The sequence below is a fragment of the Nocardia sp. NPDC056541 genome (assembly GCF_042794235.1).
In the GTDB taxonomy this organism is placed as follows: Bacteria; Actinomycetota; Actinomycetes; order Mycobacteriales; family Mycobacteriaceae; genus Nocardia.
The window spans coordinates 24,107-41,330 of sequence record NZ_JBHTUD010000015.1 but is presented as its reverse complement, the minus strand read 5'-3'; the positions used below and the strand labels follow the sequence as shown (position 1 = coordinate 41,330).

Here is a 17,224-nt window from a genome sequence, read left to right as displayed (position 1 = left end):
GAGCCGGTCAGCGGCTCCGGTACCGGGGCATTTCGGGGTCGATAAGCTCGGCGGCATGAATGCACCGCTGCGGTTGGAGATCATCGTCGCCAGCACCCGGCCCGAACGATTCGCGCCCGTGGTGGCGGGCTGGCTGGTCACCGCGCTGGGGGAGCGGCCGGAATTCGAGGTGGGGGTGCTCGATCTGCGGGATCTGGCGTTGCCGGTGGACCTCACCGAGACGCCGGAGGTCGAGGCGTTCCGGGCCAGGTTGGCCGGTGCGGACGCGTTCGTCGCCGTCACCTCCGAGTACAACCACGGGTATCCAGCTTCGCTGAAGACCGCGCTCGACAGCGCCAAGCACGAGTGGCGGGCCAAGCCGATCGGGTTCGTGTCCTACGGCGGGTTGTCGGGTGGGTTGCGCGCGGTCGAGCAGTTGCGTCAGGTGGTCGCGGAACTGCACATGGTCTCGGTGCGCGAATCGGTGAGTTTCGCCCAGGCCAAACGCCGCTTCGACAAGGCAGGCATGACCAACGACGACGCCGCGATCGACGCATGCGACCGTATGTTGAACCAATTGGCCTGGTGGGGAACGACTTTGCGGGCAGCCCGCACGGTGGAACCCTATCCGGGCTGAGCCGGCGGTGGCATCACCCGCGTGGTGACGCGAGCTACGGCGAACCGATCAGGCCGACGCCATCGCACGCTGACCACGCGGCTGGCCGATGTAGGTCGACTCGCGCGGAATCGATACCAGCGTGAGGTTCACCCTGGTCGTTCCCGTACGCAGCACCACGCGGTTGCCGATCGCTCCCGGCTGGAAGATCTCCAGGTCGGGGCGAGAAGCGGGCCAGCCGTTCGGATCACCGGTGAGGTAGATCGTGGTGACACCGGCGTGCGGGGCGGGCGCGAGCACACCGTCCACCACCGTCGCGGTGAAACCCGCGTCGGACTGGTGTGTTTCGACGGCGATGGTCAGCCGCTCCGGATTGCCGACGGTGGTCACCAACTGCTCCCAGGCCTGCGCCCGGTCGGTGCGCACCAGCACCCGCTCGCCCACAGCGAGCGCGCGGAACACCAACTGCTGGGCCAGATACAGCTCACCGGCGACGTACACGGTGGAGATACCGGCGCCGACGATCCTGGTGGCGACGCCGTTGCCCTCGTCGTCGGAGCCCAGCAGCTGCCCGCAACCCGACGACGGAAGGTGCAGCGCGCCGATGACGTCGATCGGGTACTCGATGGTCGGGATCGTGTCGTCGACACCGGGCACTGCGATCGGCAGGTGCGCCAGCAGTGCGTCGCGATGGCGTCCGCTCATCGACACCATGCCCTTGGACTTGGTCTTCTCGGGCAGCTCGCGCGCGGTCAATCGCCATGCGGCGCCGACACTCACGGATTCGGCGTCGCTACCGGGACGCAACCGCACCGCGACCGTCGTACCTCGCGACGGCGCGACCCACAGCTGGGCGAGCAGATCCGAACCCAGCTGCTTGGGATCCACCGCACTGCCGATGTTCACCGCGTTGCCGATCTCGGCGTACTTCCACCGCTGACTCAGCGTGCGCGGATCGAGACCCGCGGTGATCTGCTGTACGGCCTTGCGGATCTCGGGGGCGGTGAGGATGCGCGCGTTGCAGTCGGCGTCTTCGAGCGTGCGCATGATCCGCTGGGTGGCGATGGTGACCGAGCGGGAAGCGCCGTCGGTGCCCCCACCACGACGAGCCGTCGCATCCGGGCAGGCCACCGCGTCGAAGCTGATCGCGAGCCACACTGTGCGGTGCGCGGTCGCGGGCAGCGGGCCGAGCAGCGATTCGTAGATCGCGCCCGCGGGGGTGCCGGACCGGCTGCGGTGGCCGTGGCTGATGATGTCGATCCCGCTGAGCAGGATGTCGTGCTGGTTGAGGCACGCGGCCAGTTCGGGCAGCGGCAACAGGTGTGAGGCGTGCACGGCGGTGCGCGCGATACGGGTCAGCCCACCGCGCGGCGGCAGCACCTCGACGACGGTGACCACGCGGCTGCCGTCCCAGTACAGGCCGAGCGAGCGCCCGTCGGTGTCACGGAAGTCGACGGTGTCGCCGAGTGTGTAGTCGCGCTTGGCGGAATACCGGCGGATGGTCGAGATCCAATCGAGGATCGTGCGCTTGCCGATCGGGATCAGCGGCACCAGCGCCACCACGACGGCGATGGCGAGCGACATCAGCGCATCGATGCGGCAGATCAGCGCGACAACCCCCGCGATCAGGCCGAGGACCTGCGCAATGAGTAGGTGCGGCAGCGAAATCCGACCGAACAGCGGGCGCGGTCCCGCCCCGGTGAACTCAGCCATTCGTTCCTCCCCCAGGTACCCATTTGTCGATCGGCCGATGGCCGAATGCGAACAACTGCTGCCGGGAACTGTACTGTGTTGCCCGGACGAGAGCACTGTTCGGGGGAGGAACCATGCCTTCAAAACCCACAACGCGCTGGCAGGTCAGCGGATACCGCTTCCTGGTGCGGCGAATGGAGCACGCCCTGGTGCGCCGGGATGTGCGCATGCTGCACGACCCGATGCGCGCGCAGACCCGTGCCTACGTGGTCGGACTGGTGCTCGGCATCGTGGTCCTAGCAGGTTGTGGCGTGCTCGCGCTGCTGCGCCCGCAGGACAAGATCGGCGACAGCAAGATCCTGATCGCCAAGGAATCCGGCGGCGTCTACGTGGTCGTCGACAATGTGGTGCATCCCGCGCTGAACCTGGCCTCGGCCCGGTTGGCGGCCGGTGAGGCGTCCAAGGCGGCGATCGTCAAGGAGTCCGAGCTCGGGAAGAAGCCGCGCGGTCAGCTGATCGGTATTCCGGGCGCCCCGTCGTCGATCCTCTACGACAAGGGCGGCAAGGGCCGCACCTGGACGGTGTGCGATCAGCTCAAGTCCGACGGCACAGCGGATCTGACCACGTCGGTGCTGGCCGGCGACCCGAATCTCGGCGCCAAGGCATCGAAGGTGGATGCGGGCAAGGCCATGCTCGTGAAGGGCAAGGACGCCGTCTACCTGGTCTACGACGGCAAGCGTGCCCGCGTGAAGATGGACGATCCGGCCGTCACCCACGCGCTCGGGATCACCGGCGTGACTCCGCGTCCGATCAGCGAGGGCCTGCTCAACGCGATTCCCGAAGTGCTGCCCCTGATCACGCCGGTCATCGACAACCCCGGTGGCACACCGACTTACAACGTGAGCGGCCACAAGATCGGCGACGTGGTCCAGGTGTTCAACGAGCCCAACCAGAACTACGTGGTGCTCCAGAACGGACTGCAGGAGATTTCGGCGCTGACCGCCCAGATCATCCGCAACTTCTATCCGACCATGATGAACGGCACGACAATTCAGTCGACCGACCGCACCTACGCGACCATCGTCCAGACATTGAAGGTGCAGGACTACCCGCGCGACCGGCCGACGCTGATCACCGCCAAGGACCAGCCGGTCAGCTGCATGTCGTGGAAGCCGATCGCGGGCGCCACCGACAACACCGACGCGACCGCTCGCGCCGAGCTGACCTTGCTGACCGGCATCGATCTGCCGATCCCGGACAAGGCGAAGATGGTCGACCTCGCGCAGGCCGACGGCGCGGGCCCGAACGCGGACACCGTCTTCATTCCGCCGGCGTCCGGCGCCTACGTGCAGTCCACCGGCATCGAACCGAACAGCCGCCGCAAGGACAGCCTGTTCTACATCGCCGATACCGGCGTCCGCTTCGGCGTCAAGAACGCCGACGCGGTCAAGGCGCTCGGCCTGGAGGAAGTCAAGGCCGAACCGGCGCCGTGGCCGATCATCGGACTGCTCGCGGGTGGGCCGACGATGGGTCGGGAAGAGGCGATGGTCGCGCACGACGGTGTCGCGCCGGATCCGTCGCCCGCCAAAAAGCCTGTCGCCACGGTGAACTAGCCGGACGGGGTCGCCGACTTCGCGGAATCGGAGCGAAGTTCGGCGACCTCGGTCCGTAGGGCTCTGACCTCGTCGACCAGTTCGCGGAGCATGCTCTCGGCGCGGTCGGCGGCGTCGTCGACGGTCTTGAGTTGTTCGACGACCCAGCTGGTCATGGTGCCGATGGCGAAGGAGATCAGGCCGATGCCCAGCGTCATCAGCACCAGCGAGACCAGTCGGCCCTCGGTGGTCACCGGGTAGACGTCGCCGTAGCCGACCGTGGTCACCGAGACCGCCGACCACCACAGTGCGTCGCCGAAGGTCTCGATCTTGGAGTCGGGTGCGCCGTATTCGGCGTCGAAGAAGGCCAGACTCGACAGCAACAGGATCAGCAGGGAGCTGGTGGCCACGAAGGTCACCAGGCGGGTGCGCGGATGCGTCGCGCGGTTGAGGGCGTCGAGCAGCAGCAGCGAAGCACGGAGCAGCCGCAGCGGGCGAAACGGCGGCACGAGCACGACCAGCAGGTCGAGAGGATGCTTGCGGAGGAAGCGCAACCGGTCGCCCGAGAGCCGCAATCTGACCACGAAATCGACGAAGAACACCGCCCAGATCGCGATATCGGCCAGCACGAGACCGGTATCGAGGCGCGGTGACACATCGGTGTCGAGCACCCGCCACGCGTACATGACGACGAACACCACCGCGAGCGCCATCAACGGCAGATTGGTCGCGCGCTCCCACCGCTGCCTGCGGGTGAGTGGACGGTCGGTTGTTGACGAATTCATGCGGCTACCTGGGTCGACGGGCTCTGGCCCGCCGACCGTACCCTGCTCTGTGGTCGAGCAGGTCAGAGATCGTCGGCCGACATCCCGAATTTGCGCCGGATCGGGAACGACGCCAGGACGCCGAGGACCAGGATCAGGCCGATGGCGCCGGAACCGATCAGCGCCACGTTGCGCGCGGTGTTGTCCGCGGGCGGCGGCGGCGCGGGCACCGCGAGCTGCAGGCTGCGCGCCGGGCTGGCCTGCTTCGGCGGAAGTTCCCTCGGCACTTCGTTGGTCAGCGCCGCGACGGGATCCACTGCGCCGTAACCGATGTACGGATTCCAGCCCTCTGCCGGTGCGTGGGCCGTGGCCTGCAACCGCTGGATGACCTGCTTGGCGGTCAGGTCCGGGAACCTGTCGCGCACCAGCGCGGCGACGCCTGCGACGTACGGCGAAGCGAAACTTGTTCCGCTGTAGGCCATGTACTTGCCCTGGTTGTCGTACTTGCCGTCGGAGATGCCGGCGGTCCTGGCATCGAGGGACGTAATGCCTTCTCCCGGTGCGGCAATGCCGACCCACGGACCGGGCACGGTGAACGACGACGGTGCGCCGTTGGCGCCGATGGAGCCGACCGAGAGCACATATTCGTCGTACCAGGCGGGATTCACATAGGTGCGGATCGTGCTCCACAGATCCTGTGCGGGCTTGAGCGGGTCCGGCCCGGGATTGCCCGACTTGCAGGCGTTGTCGGAGTTACCCGCCGAGCTGACGATCACCACGTCCTTCTCCAGCGCCGCGTACCGCACGGCCGCGCCGAGCGCGCCGAACGCCGCTTCGTTGGCCGGGGAACCGCTGTTGCAGGCGACGAGCGAGATGTTGATCACGCGGGCGCCGAAGTCGGCCGCCCGCCGGATCGCGCTCGCGAGTGAGGAGACCTTGCCGTAGCCCTCGGGGAAATCGTCGGGCCCCTTGTTCCGGCCCGCGCCCTCGGACTGATAGAGGGAGCTGGTCTGGCGAATGCTGAGGATGCGGGCCTCGGGCGCGACACCGGAGAAACCCTGGTTGTCGATCTTGGTCGCGCCGATGATCCCGGCGACAACGGTGCCGTGCACGTCGCAGTCCTCGGTCCCGTTGCCGCCCGCGGCCACGTAGTCACCGCCCGCCCACAGATCGGGCAGTCGGGGATGGGGTTCCACGCCGGTGTCGATCACCGCGACGAGTTGTCCTGCGCCACGCGAGAATTCCCAGGCCCGCTCCAGATCGAGGGAACGCTGGCTGGGAGGAATCACCGCCGTCGCGGTACTCGCCTGGGTGCGAAAGCACAGTCCGTTGGTACCGCTGCCGCGCTCGGTCTTGTCCGGCGGCGCGGCGGGATCTCCCGCGGGCAGCAGTCCGGGGTCGATGGCCGGCGGCCGGTCCGCGTGCGCTGTGCCGTAGAGACCGAATCCGGCGTTCAGACCGACGACCAGAGCAACGGCCGTCAGTCGAAAGCCGAGCCTCACAGCCCGCGAACCAGCGAGTAGAGATCGGCGACCCAGAACACCAGCGGCAGCACCGCGGCGACGAACGCGTACTCGAGCAGTTCGACGGCCCGGCGCATCGGCGGCGTCGCGGACTGGTTCGGCACGATCAGGCCCATCACCAGCGCCGAGATCAGAATCACCAGCGCGGCACCGAAAACGACCAGCGGCTGGCGCATTTCGAGCGCGACGCCGACCAGCATGATCAGCACGATCGACGAGCCACCCGCGATCAGCACGATGGCCTGTTCGGCGCCCGCGTAGGTGCGGCTGCGGAACATCAGTACCACCGCGCACACCAGCGCGAGCGAGATGCCGGGCCAGTAGGGATCTTCGGAGCCCGCGTCGGTCGCCAGCAGCGCGCCGGCGACGGTGACCAGCGTGGTCGCGCTGACCAGGCCGGCGAGGTAGTTACGGGCCCGTTCCGACCGCGCCCGCAGGGCGTCGAGGGTCGGCAGGGCGCGGTGGTCGTCCGGATCGTCCTCGGTCGGATCGATCGGGGTGCCGGGGGAGGGGACCGGCGGCAACGGCAATTTGGCCAGCAGCATCGAAACACGCGGCGCGAGTGAGAGTCCAGCCAGACCGAGCGCGGCGACGACCGCGCCGATCGCCTTGACCGGCTGATCGGCGAGCAGCCCCACCAGGGCCGCGGGCACGCCGAACACCGAGACGGTCGCCGCGCCGATGAACAGCGCGAGGCCGATGCCGGTGACGCGCCAGGCGAGTACCGCGATGGAACCGAGCAGCGCGAATCCGAGCAGCAGATGCGCCGCCCCGTAGTGATCGGGCACCAGCAGCATGCCGCCGGTGAACGCGGTCGGCAGCGCGCAGCCGGCGAGCACGAGCGCGGCCGAGGCGTCGCGGTACATGCGGCTCAGCACCGTGCCCGCCACCACGCAGAGGATCGCGACGAACAATGCGAGCGATCCGGAAACCCAGAACGGCAACGCATCCGGCGCGGCCAGCAGGCCGAAGCAGCCGACCAGCATGGTGAGCGCGGCGAGCACCGAACCGGTGACGCGGGCGGTCTTCGGCGTCCAGCTGCGGTAGTGCTCGGCGTCGGCGACCGCGACGTTGTACATGATGTCGTCGAACAGGGGCGTCGGCGCCGCGTGCGAGGCGCTCTCCAGCATCAGCAGTTCGCCGTCGCGTACGCCTTGCTCGCCGAGGCTCAGCGAGTTCGAGAACGGGGGGTGGCCGATGCGGGCGAGCACCCATTCGGCGGGTTCGTAGCGTTCGCCGTCGTTGTCGAAATCATTCGAGCGGCTGTGCTGCGCGACCATGTCGACCACGCTGGGGATGACGAGGGCGACCGGCACATCCACCGGAATAGCCATGTCTACCTGCGTGTGCTTGGCCAGGATGGTTACTCGGGCAAGGTCCGGCGCGCGCACGATGCCGCGCGCGGAGTCCTCTTCCACATGATCGAGTCGCGCGTGCGTCAAAACTCCCCCAGTTCCGTCTCTACCTCGTGTTTCCGCTCGACCGCTCACACGGTCGACAGTTTGCGGAACCCACCGTTCGGACAGCAGAATGCCTGACGAACCATACGACATGTCGGCCGCGACCTCTACACTGAGCCCGTCGCGACGACAGATGAGCGAGTAGTCAAGCAGGGGGAGTCTTCGACCATGAGCACCGTCAGGTTCCAGCGCCGTGCCCGGCGCGAGATGCCGCGTACACCCGGCGGCGAGGTCACGCTGCAGCCGCCGCCGGAGATCCCGCGGATCACCCCGGGCAACCTGCTCGCGAAGCTGATGCCCGTCGTCATGGTCGTCGGCATGGTCGGCATGATGGCGCTGATGTTCACCCAGGGCAGCGGCATGCTGTCCAACCCGATGTCGATGATGTTCCCGATGATGATGATCATGTCGATGGTCACCATGTTCGGACAGGGTGGTGGCAAGGGCGCCAAGGCCGCCGAAGCCAACGAGGACCGCAAGGACTATCTGCGCTACCTCGATCAGGTCCGTAAAGACGTCGACGAGACCGCCAAGCAGCAGCGCGCTGCCGTCGAGTGGAGCCACCCCGAGCCCGGCCTGATCTGGATGCTCGCGGGCACCAGCCGGATGTGGGAGCGCCGCTCCGGCGACAAGGATTTCTGCCACGCGCGCATCGGCCTCGGCGGCCAGCGCCTGGCGACCAGGCTGGTAGCCCCCGAAACCGGCCCCGTCGAAGAGCTGGAGCCCATCGCCGCGGTGTCGCTGCGCCGTTTCGTGCGCGCGCATTCCACGGTTCCCGATCTGCCCACCGCCATCGCGGTGAAGGGCTTCGGCACCGTCGCCCTCGACGGCGACCGCGCCCAAGCGCGCGACATGACGCGCGCGATGTTGTTGCAGCTGTGCATGTTCCAGGCGCCCGACCAGGTGCTCGTGGCCGTGGTCTGTGGCCCGGACACCGCCCGCGAGTGGGAGTGGACAAAGTGGCTCCCGCACACCCAGCACCCCGATTCCCAGGACGGCATCGGCACCCAGCGCATGTTCTACGGCTCCATCCGCGAGGCGATGAGCGGCCTGCATCCGCTGCTCGGCAACCGGGTCCGCTACTCGCGTAACCAGCCGAACAACCCGAACATGGTGCACGTGGTGATCGTCGTCGACGGTGGCCTGCTCGAGGCCGAGGACGACCAGCTGCGCGAGTCCGGGTACGAGGGCGTCACCATCATCGACCTGTGCAATTACGCACCGCGCCTTGCTGTTTCGCGCGGCATCAAGATGGTCGTCGAAGACGGTGAGTGCCTCGGCCGCGGCGCCACCGGCAACCAGGAACGCTTCGCCACCATCGACCGGGTCAGCGCCGAGCAGGCCCAGCAGCTGGCCCGCAGGCTCGCGCCCTACCGTGCGGCCACCCAGCGCAGCAGCGATGTCGAGACCGACGAGACCGAGACCATCTCCACCTGGTCGCAGCTGATGAACCTGGGCGATATCGGCAACTTCAACCCGGCCAGCGCCTGGCGTCCCCGCTACGGCCGCGAGCGTCTGCGCGTGCCGTTCGGCATCGGCGCCGACGGTGCACCGGTGGAGCTCGACATCAAGGAAGCCGCCGAGAACGGCATGGGCCCGCACGGCCTGTGCATCGGCGCGACCGGTTCCGGTAAGTCGGAATTCCTGCGCACCCTGGTGCTCAGCCTGCTCGCCACCCACTCGCCCGACCAGCTCAACCTGGTCCTCGTCGACTTCAAGGGTGGTGCGACGTTCCTCGGCCTGGACGGCGTTCCGCACGTCGCCGCGGTGATCACCAACCTCGAGGACGAAGCCGACCTCGTCGACCGTATGAAGGACGCGCTGGCGGGCGAGATGAACCGCCGCCAGGAAGTCCTGCGCCAGGCCGGTAACTTCGCCAACGTCTCCGAATACGAGAAGGCCCGCGCCGCCGGTGCCGACCTCGACCCGCTGCCCGCACTGTTCGTCGTGCTCGACGAGTTCTCCGAACTGCTCACCCAGCACCCCGACTTCGCCGAACTGTTCGTGATGATCGGCCGCCTCGGTCGCTCGTTGCAGGTCCACCTTCTGCTCGCCTCGCAGCGTCTGGAAGAGGGCAAGCTCAAGGGCCTGGAATCGCACCTGTCCTACCGCATCGGCCTGAAGACCTTCTCCGCCAACGAGTCCCGCCAGGTCCTCGGCGTCCCCGACGCCTACAACCTGCCGAGCACCCCCGGTGGCGGTTACCTGAAGTCCGACTCGGGTGAGATCCAGCGCTTCCAGGCCTCGTACGTGTCGGGTCCGTATGTCGGTGGTGGATCGGCGCGCGAGGTCACCAGCGCCGGCATCGTCGGCGGCGAGATCGACGTCAACGCCCGGCCTTTCGCGGCGACCCACGTCGGCTTCCGTGCCGCGGACCGGGTTCCGCTGCCGGTGGAGGCCGAGTTCGAGCCGGAGCCGGTCGGCGACGACAACGAGCAGATGTCGAACCTGAACATGCTGGTCTCGCGCATCTCGGGCCACGGCCGACCTGCCCACGAGATCTGGTTGCCGCCGCTCGAGGAAGCGCCGACCATGGATCAGCTCGTGCCGCGCTCGATCCTCACCGGCGAATTCGCCGCGATCGCCACCCTGCGTGCCCCCATGGGCATCGTCGACCGCCCCTACGATCAGCGCCGCGACCCGTTCGTGGTCGACCTGTCCGGTTCGCGAGGCAATGTCGCGATCGTCGGCGGTCCGCAGTCGGGTAAGTCGACCGCCCTGCGTTCGATGATCATGGCGATGGCGTTGACCCACACCGCCGAGCAGGTGCAGTTCTACTGCCTCGACTTCGGTGGTGGCACGTTGACCAGCCTGCAGGGTCTGCCGCACGTCGGTTCGGTGGCCAGCCGCCTCGACGAGGACCAGGTCCGGCGCACCGTCGCCGAGATGACCACGATCGTTCGCACCCGTGAGGCGAAGTTCCGTCAGCTCGGCATCGAGTCGATGGTCGAGTTCCGTCGTCTGCGTTCGATGGACCCGGCGTCGAGCCCGGCTGCCCAGGGCGCGCACGAGGATCCGTTCGGTGACGTGTTCCTGGTGATCGATGGCTACGGCTCGATCCGCCAGGACTTCGACGCGCTCGAGCAGGTCATCATGAACCTTGCGGTGCAGGGTCTTTCGTATGGCGTGCACGTGGTGATCGCGCTCGCCCGCTGGGCGGAAGCCCGCCCCGCGCTCAAGGACCAGATCGGCACCCGCATCGAGCTGCGCCTCGGCGATCCGATGGATTCCGACCTCGGCCGCAAGTTCGCGTCGCTGGTTCCGCAGGGTCGCCCCGGCCGCGGTATGACCGCCGAGTGCCTGCACATGCTCACCGCGCTGCCGCGGATCGACGGCTCCGCCGATCCGTCCAATCTGGGCCAAGCGGTGTCGTCCGCGGTCGAGACGATCGCCCGGATGACGCCGGGCCGTCCCGCGCCGCAGGTCCGCATGCTGCCCGATCAGCTGCCCCGCGAACAGCTGCTGTACCTGGCGGGCAACTGGCCCTCGCGGGTCGATCCGGCGACCAAGTGCCTGCGAATCCCGATCGGTATCAACGAGGCCGAGCTCGCTCCGGTCTACATCGATTTCGCGGAAAGCCCGCACTTCATCATCATCGGCGACTCCGAGTCCGGTAAGACCACGCTGTTGCGCTCGATCATCGAGGGCATCGCCGCGTCGAACACCCCGAATGAGGCACGGTTCATCGTCGGCGACTACCGCCGCTCGATGCTGGGCATCATCCCCGAGGGTTACCAGGCCGGATACGGTTCCACCGCACCGCAATTCACCCAGAACATGGCCGACCTCGCGGCGTATGTCGCCAAGCGAACCCCCGGTCCCGAGGTGACGCCACAGCAGTTGCGTGAGCGTTCGTGGTGGACCGGTCCCGAGCTGTATGTGCTCGTCGACGACTACGACCTGGTGGCCACCTCGTCGGGCAACCCGGTCTCGGCACTCGTCGAGCATCTGCCGCACGCTCGCGACCTCGGCTTCCACCTGATCATCGCTCGCCGCTCCGGCGGAGCCAGCCGCGCCATGTACGAGGCGACGCTGGCCCGGATGAAGGACCTCGGTTCGGCCGCACTGGTGATGAGCTGCAGCAAAGACGAAGGCGTCATGGTCGGTACCACGCGTCCCGGCCCTAAACCCGCCGGGCGTGGCACCTTCGTCACGCGTAACACCGAGGGCCTGGTCCAGACCGCCTGGATGCCGCAACCGGAATGACCGTCGTCGAGCTCGTTGTCAGCGAAGCCAAAGTGTGGGCGCGTGGCGCCACCACCCACTGGGATGTCGCGCCGTCGGTTGTCTTGGGCAGCAACGGTTCCGATCTCGTCGTCGGTGAGCCGCTGACCCCGCCCACCCAGGCGGTGTCGGTGGTGCAGTACCTGGCCGGCGGTGTACTCGCGCTGCCACCTCGGATGCCGACGGTGGGCCAAGCCCTGTCCGCGCTGCTCGCGGCGATCATGGACACTCTGCGGGTGACGCCGCTGTGTGAGCAGATCGTCATCGTGCATCCCACCTCGTGGGGGCAACCCGAACTCGATCTGTTCGGCACCGCCGCACAGCAATTCACCCACGAGGTGGCATTCGAGGCCTGTGCACTGCGGGCCTCGGCCGTCGATGTCACCGCCAGTCGTAGCCGCCGCACCGCGATCATCGAGTTCGGCATGCTGTCGACCTCGGCTTCGTCGGTCACCTACGACACGTACGGCACCCACGTCGAGGCGGTCGAGGTCGAACCGAACCTGGCGGCCTCGGAACTCGCCGACGAGGAAGGCTTCGGCCGGCTCACGGCACTTCTCGGCCGGCTGCTCGCCGATCGCCCCGCCGACGTCGTCCAGGTGTTCGGTGCCACCGATCCGGCGGTACTGGCCTCGGTCACCGCAGCAGTCGAAAGTGCGTGCGGCGCAGGCGTTCCTGTCAGTCCGCTCACCGGAACAGACCTGGCGCGACCTACTCAGAAGACCCCCGCCTACACGCCGAACATCCCGCCCGCGGCCGAGTGGATGCAGCCCCTGCGTGAACGTGCCGCGGCGACCAACCCGGTCGATCGCCGCCCGCTCTACATCGGCGCCGCGGCTCTCGCCGCTGTCGTCGCCGCGGCAGCGATCGGTGGGTTCTTCCTGTTCGGATCCGGCGACCAACAGGCCACGGCCGCCGTCGCGACCACCTCGGCCCCCGTGGTGACGAGCGCAGCACCCCAGCCCACATCGGCGAAGCCGAAGCCGAAACCCACCACCGAGACGGTCGGCCGAGTCGTCATCGAGATCCCTGCGGGCTGGCACCGCACCACGGCCACCGAGGCCCGCGCCGACCTCGTCCCCGACGAGGCGGCCCGCCACCGCATCACCATCACCCAGAAGCCGGTCACCCCCGGTGCCGGCTACGACGAGGTCGCCGCCGACCTCAGCGCCCAAATCGCCAAAAAGCCCGCAGGCACCGTCACCCCGGTGCGCCGAGACGTAGTCTTCGCCGGCCGCCCCGGACTCTCCTACGAAGAGCGTCCCGCCGACGGGTCAACGGTTCGCTGGCAGGTCCTCGTCGAACGGGGAATCCAGGTCAGCATCGGCTGCCAGTACGCCGAAAATGGTTGGGCCGGTGTGATGTCCGCCTGCGAGCAGGTCGTCGGAGGCGTCCACGTCGGGCCATGAGCCGCATCCTCTTCGCTGCGCTCCTGGCGTCCTGCACGCTGGCATGTACCCCGGCCGACCTGTCGACCTCCAGCACGCCCTCGTGCCCGACGGACGTTCCTTCGGCTACCACGGCCAACACCGCCGGTTTCACCATCCACGCCCCCCAACTCCCGGGCTGGTCGACCCAGCCGGTCGAAGGTGGTGGTCTCGTCCTCCACCGTTTCGAGACCATCGAAGGCGCCGACCCACCCTTCGGCATGGCCACGGTCACCGTCACCACCTTCAGCCCCGCGAAGACCGCCGACGCCGCGAGTAACACCCTTCAGATCCTGCGCCCCCACGAATCCGACTGGCACCGAACACGTTCCGAAGAGGTGCGGATCTGCGGCACCCCCGCCCACCTCACCGCCGGAACCACCGCCAACTCCCACCACGACTACCTGGAGTTCGCCTACCCGGTGGGCGACAAGTTCTACCCCATCCAAATAACCACCCAAACCCCCATCACCAACGTCCCCCGCTACCGCTCAGAGCTGGACACGATCCTCAGCGGTGTGCGGATCAGCGGGCAGTAGTCAACTCACGACCAATAGCCCGGCCTGCTCGTGAGACAAGTCAGGCCCCGGCTGAGCCGGGGCCTGACTGGCATGGTGCTGGATCAGAACAGACCCGCGAGAGCGGTGTCGGTGCCCTGCAGATCCGAGTTGCCGGACTGGACCAGCGTGCCCGCGCCTTCGAGCGTGGTGTTGAGCTGCTGGACATGCGTGTTCCACTGCGCCTGCAGCTGCGTGAACGCATCGTTCGCGTCACCAGCCCAGTTGTTCGTGACGAAGTCGGTGACCTGCTTGTGGAAGTCCTCCAGCTGGGTCATGATGCCGCGGGCATCCTGGACGATGCGCTGAGCACCGGCCTCGACCTCGCCGAAGTTGGCGGAAATCCGTGTGACGTCGTTGCCTGCCATCGATGGCTCCTTACTAAGGTGTGGTGGGTTCGGATCAGATTGCGGGCAGGTCGAGCGAGCCGACCTGGGCCTTCACCTGCGAGGCGAAGTCGTGGTCCTGCTCGTCGTACTTCTTCCCGGCGTTGCGCAGGTTCTCACAGGTCTCGAGCAGCTTGTCGTTGAGCCTGTCAGCCTGAAAGTAGTAGCGCTCCATGAAGGAGTCGAATGCCGCGCGGGCGCCACCACTCCACGTCGCAGTGGTCTGATCCTCGAGAGTCTTCAGCGCCTTGATCGCGTTGAGTAGATCCAGATGCTTTTGCTCGGAGGTCTTCACGAAGTCCTCGATTGCCTCTTTACTGGCACTGAGCTGACCCGCCATGGTGTGTTCCTTCCGGTTGCTGGGAGTCGAGAGCAACTGCTCCGGTCGACCCGTTCATATGATTGGACGCGAGCAAGGGTGGATCGGTTCCCACATCTTCCGAGATTTTTCGGCCCCCAGGATGACGCTGATGCCCACCTTGCTGTACCTGCGGATGCAGGGCCCCTCTGCCGACGGCGACACGAGGTCTACCTGTCCGCGAATCTTCCCCCTCCTTCCCCTGCCACGGCCGGAGTCGCCAGGCGCGCAGCACTTCGCGTATCACCATACCGATCGCGGCGCTGTGTGCACACCCCCGCACCCGCCGCCTTGTCGTACAGGAGCGGAGGTTGCAACATCAGCTACTGCGCGTTAGCGAAGACGGCGTACTGCGCGGCCGAGCGCTGGTACGCGTCGTTGATCTGGTGGCTGCTGACGACCGCTACGTACTGCCGGTAGCGCACCGAGCAAGAGAACCGCTTGACATCACTGGACGTGACCTTGTTTTCGACGCACACGGTTGACGGGACCGCCAGCGGCCCGTTTGCCGCTGCGAAGCGTGGTCCCTCGAACATTCCGGCCTGGAACCTCTCGGCGGCAGCTGCGTCACGTGCCTGGAAAACAGTTGCCTCCCAACCAATCCCGATGTGTTCGACCCCGGTCTCCTGATAGAGACTTTGATGCTCCTGTTCGTCACGCCGGACATGCAGGAACCCTTGAAGGCCATAGGACGCCGATCGATTGGCTTCGGGTCCGCCCAATTGCTGCAGATTCAGTGCACGCTCGAGGACATGCGCAGGATCATTGTCGAGCATCAGTATTTGCATCGGCGTCAGCGGTGGCAGTCTGTCCAGCCGCGGGAGCTGCGCGTCGAACACTCGGGCTGCAAGGTCCGCTAGTTGGGTCAAATCGGGAGTAGGCACGCCCACTTGCAGATCAATGACGTAGCTGCCGCGTGCGATGGTCGCAGCCATGCTTGGCACGCCGGGCCGCCAATGAGCATGGGCTGTCGGGTATCTATCGACAGTCAACTTCTGGTTTTGGTCGGGAGCAACATTGAAGTCCAGTGTCTCGATTGATTCAGCCGCGAGTTTTGCAGACGATTCATCGGGAAACTGCATGACGCGCATGCCGAAATATTTCGGCTGAAGCGAGCGCTGGATATCTGCAAGGGCATCGTCGCCGGGAGAAAGGACAAACGCGTCGAAGTGTTCCTTGTCGGTGCTTCCGGTGCTGAACCCGTATTGCATCCGATGTTCCTTCAGCGCGGGGTGCACATTCTCGCTGAATTCGTTCAGCAAGCTTTCCGATGTAAACGAAGACCAGTGTCCATATTTTAGACTCGGATCAACCTCTGTGCCGAGCACGAGATGGTCGGCAAGTCGCATAGCCGCTAGCTTCTGGCCGTATGTGAAGCTGTGCTTGTACTGATAGTAAGCGCTTACCGGAAGTGTCTGGAGCTTCCCTACATCAAGGGTACGGACATCGATCTCGCCGGCGACTGCAGTTCCATCGACTTGCGGACCACACCCTGCCGTCGCTGTCAAGATCGATGAAAGCGTCACTGCAATCGATAATCTTGCGATATATTTGCGCATGATATTTCCTCGCTTTCCGTCAAGCTGCTATTTGGAGTTCGCCAATAGCGAGTACTGGGCGGAAATGCGTTGGTGTGCGTCAGAAAGCTGATTTGCCGAAATCTGGGCTGCATATCTATCGAAGCTGATTGTGCAGTAGTACCGAGGGTCGACACCGCGGAATTTCTCGCGATTTTCGTGGCATTTGGCCGAGGGTAGACCCTCGGGGCTCGGCGCTACAATGAACATCCGTCCCAGTTGTGATCGGCGTTCTGCCAATTGCTGTGCAGATTTAGCGTCCTTTGCACGATACAGCGCCCCGCCGTTGAAGGAAGCCAGGTCAACGCCGGTTTCGTCGAATAACCTCTGGTCATCGGCTATTTTTGGTGAAACTTGCAGTGCGCCATGCGTCTCGTATACAGCTGGTATCGTAACGCTGTTGGCTTGAGTATCATTGATGGCGGGGACGGTCATGGCAAGCATGTCATCGACATCGCGATTCAGGGTATTCCATTTATCGCGTGGTGTAGGCGTGAATTTTGCTAGTCTCGTCGACATGGCGGCGATGGATTTCTCGGCTTTTGCCTGCATTCCAGGGAGATCGGGGGATCCGATCTGGTCACTTACTTTGTCATTTATGACAGTCAGAATCAGGAATCGGTCGAATGAATGCCACACGTATAGTGTATCAAATAGTGAGGTCCACGTGGCGTGAGCTTCCGGGTATTTTGCAAGATTGGTGCCCTGGTATTTATCTCCCAGGGCATGTCGATGCTTTTCCCCGACTGCGGGTACAGCCCTTTTCGCTGCGTCGGCGTCTGTGAACAGAAGCGTGAAGTTCTTCAGCTGCCAGGATAGGTTTGCATTGGGATTGGTTCTTGCTTCGCTGTAGTAACCGGCGAGGAATCCCGGAGCGGTCGCATTAAATTCGTCTTGACTCATCAGGAGCTCACGGGCTATTGAACTCTTTGATACATCTGTGAATGTTCGACTTTGATCGAATTTGAATGTGAAATTTAATTCGGGGTCAATCTCGGTAGGTAGTGGTGCGACTTCGGCAAGGCGCTGTACCTCTACCAAGGCTGCCTCTTCGTCGGTTTTGGCCATA

At 65.8% G+C, this 17,224-nt stretch carries 13 protein-coding genes; 5 read left to right on the top strand and 8 right to left on the bottom strand.

Features of this window, described 5'->3' with window-relative positions; genetic code table 11:
• The first annotated feature begins 55 nt into the window (after positions 1-55).
• Positions 56-616 carry an NADPH-dependent FMN reductase gene (locus tag ACFQ9R_RS24920; RefSeq protein ID WP_378993605.1) on the top strand — a complete coding sequence of 187 codons (561 nt, stop codon included), beginning with the start codon at positions 56-58 and terminating at the stop codon, positions 614-616.
• A gap of 48 nt (positions 617-664) precedes the next feature.
• On the opposite strand, the gene eccE is transcribed toward ACFQ9R_RS24920, so the two are convergent.
• Positions 665-2,308, bottom strand: a complete 1,644-nt coding sequence (gene eccE, locus ACFQ9R_RS24915; protein ID WP_378993604.1) for a type VII secretion protein EccE — start codon at positions 2,306-2,308, stop codon at positions 665-667.
• Positions 2,309-2,421: 113 nt separating this feature from the next.
• Here eccE and eccB point away from each other — a divergent pair, with 113 nt between their 5' ends.
• Positions 2,422-3,900 carry a type VII secretion protein EccB gene (gene eccB, locus ACFQ9R_RS24910; RefSeq protein WP_378993603.1) on the top strand — a complete coding sequence of 493 codons (1,479 nt, stop codon included), beginning with the start codon at positions 2,422-2,424 and terminating at the stop codon, positions 3,898-3,900.
• Here the strand turns inward: eccB and ACFQ9R_RS24905 are convergent.
• From ACFQ9R_RS24905 to eccD, 3 genes are all read right to left on the bottom strand, one after another.
• Entirely contained in the window at positions 3,897-4,664 is a 768-nt protein-coding gene (locus ACFQ9R_RS24905; RefSeq protein WP_378993602.1) for a potassium channel family protein, read from the bottom strand. The two genes, eccB and ACFQ9R_RS24905, sit on opposite strands and share 4 nt — an antisense overlap.
• Before the next feature lie 62 nt (positions 4,665-4,726).
• Positions 4,727-6,145, bottom strand: a complete 1,419-nt coding sequence (mycP, locus tag ACFQ9R_RS24900) for a type VII secretion-associated serine protease mycosin (RefSeq protein WP_378993601.1) — start codon at positions 6,143-6,145, stop codon at positions 4,727-4,729.
• Complete coding sequence (eccD, locus tag ACFQ9R_RS24895; RefSeq protein WP_378993600.1) at positions 6,142-7,608, bottom strand: type VII secretion integral membrane protein EccD; 1,467 nt, start codon at positions 7,606-7,608, stop codon at positions 6,142-6,144. The genes mycP and eccD overlap by 4 nt, the downstream gene beginning before the upstream one ends.
• Positions 7,609-7,794: 186 nt before the next feature.
• Between eccD and eccCa the strand changes: the two genes are divergently transcribed.
• Genes eccCa through ACFQ9R_RS24880 form a run of 3 tightly spaced genes read left to right on the top strand, consistent with a single transcriptional unit; the run spans position 7,795 to position 13,816 of the window.
• A complete protein-coding gene (eccCa, locus tag ACFQ9R_RS24890) occupies positions 7,795-11,832 on the top strand; it encodes a type VII secretion protein EccCa (RefSeq protein ID WP_378993599.1) in 4,038 nt (1,345 codons plus the stop codon).
• Positions 11,829-13,259 (top strand): type VII secretion-associated protein, encoded by a 1,431-nt coding sequence (locus ACFQ9R_RS24885; protein ID WP_378993598.1) that lies wholly within the window; start codon positions 11,829-11,831, stop codon positions 13,257-13,259. The genes eccCa and ACFQ9R_RS24885 overlap by 4 nt, the downstream gene beginning before the upstream one ends.
• On the top strand, positions 13,256-13,816 hold the full coding sequence (locus tag ACFQ9R_RS24880) for a hypothetical protein (RefSeq protein WP_378993597.1): 561 nt from the start codon (positions 13,256-13,258) through the stop codon (positions 13,814-13,816). Before ACFQ9R_RS24885 ends, ACFQ9R_RS24880 begins: the two co-directional genes overlap by 4 nt.
• Before the next feature lie 83 nt (positions 13,817-13,899).
• Here the strand turns inward: ACFQ9R_RS24880 and ACFQ9R_RS24875 are convergent, their stop codons facing one another.
• The 4 genes from ACFQ9R_RS24875 to ACFQ9R_RS24860 form a co-directional block, all read right to left on the bottom strand.
• Positions 13,900-14,202 (bottom strand): WXG100 family type VII secretion target, encoded by a 303-nt coding sequence (locus tag ACFQ9R_RS24875; protein ID WP_358110868.1) that lies wholly within the window; start codon positions 14,200-14,202, stop codon positions 13,900-13,902.
• A gap of 34 nt (positions 14,203-14,236) precedes the next feature.
• Positions 14,237-14,560: a WXG100 family type VII secretion target gene (locus ACFQ9R_RS24870; protein ID WP_378993596.1), complete on the bottom strand. Its 324-nt coding sequence runs from the start codon at positions 14,558-14,560 to the stop codon at positions 14,237-14,239.
• Between the two features lie 341 nt (positions 14,561-14,901).
• A complete protein-coding gene (locus ACFQ9R_RS24865) occupies positions 14,902-16,137 on the bottom strand; it encodes a hypothetical protein (RefSeq protein ID WP_378993595.1) in 1,236 nt (411 codons plus the stop codon).
• Between the two features lie 27 nt (positions 16,138-16,164).
• The gene (locus tag ACFQ9R_RS24860) at positions 16,165-17,223 is read right to left on the bottom strand and encodes a hypothetical protein (RefSeq protein WP_378993594.1); all 1,059 of its coding nucleotides are present in this window, start codon (positions 17,221-17,223) and stop codon (positions 16,165-16,167) included.
• Position 17,224 lies beyond the last annotated feature (1 nt).

Bases quoted from the DNA above. Each gene is read 5' to 3' on its own strand.
- ACFQ9R_RS24920 (WP_378993605.1), top strand. From the start codon at position 56: ATGAATGCACCGCTGCGGTTGGAGATCATCGTCGCCAGCACCCGGCCC.
- eccE (WP_378993604.1), bottom strand. From the start codon at position 2,308: ATGGCTGAGTTCACCGGGGCGGGACCGCGCCCGCTGTTCGGTCGGATT.
- eccB (WP_378993603.1), top strand. From the start codon at position 2,422: ATGCCTTCAAAACCCACAACGCGCTGGCAGGTCAGCGGATACCGCTTC.
- ACFQ9R_RS24905 (WP_378993602.1), bottom strand. From the start codon at position 4,664: ATGAATTCGTCAACAACCGACCGTCCACTCACCCGCAGGCAGCGGTGG.
- eccCa (WP_378993599.1), top strand. From the start codon at position 7,795: ATGAGCACCGTCAGGTTCCAGCGCCGTGCCCGGCGCGAGATGCCGCGT.
- ACFQ9R_RS24885 (WP_378993598.1), top strand. From the start codon at position 11,829: ATGACCGTCGTCGAGCTCGTTGTCAGCGAAGCCAAAGTGTGGGCGCGT.
- ACFQ9R_RS24880 (WP_378993597.1), top strand. From the start codon at position 13,256: ATGAGCCGCATCCTCTTCGCTGCGCTCCTGGCGTCCTGCACGCTGGCA.
- ACFQ9R_RS24875 (WP_358110868.1), bottom strand. From the start codon at position 14,202: ATGGCAGGCAACGACGTCACACGGATTTCCGCCAACTTCGGCGAGGTC.
- ACFQ9R_RS24870 (WP_378993596.1), bottom strand. From the start codon at position 14,560: ATGGCGGGTCAGCTCAGTGCCAGTAAAGAGGCAATCGAGGACTTCGTG.
- ACFQ9R_RS24865 (WP_378993595.1), bottom strand. From the start codon at position 16,137: ATGCGCAAATATATCGCAAGATTATCGATTGCAGTGACGCTTTCATCG.
- ACFQ9R_RS24860 (WP_378993594.1), bottom strand. From the start codon at position 17,223: ATGGCCAAAACCGACGAAGAGGCAGCCTTGGTAGAGGTACAGCGCCTT.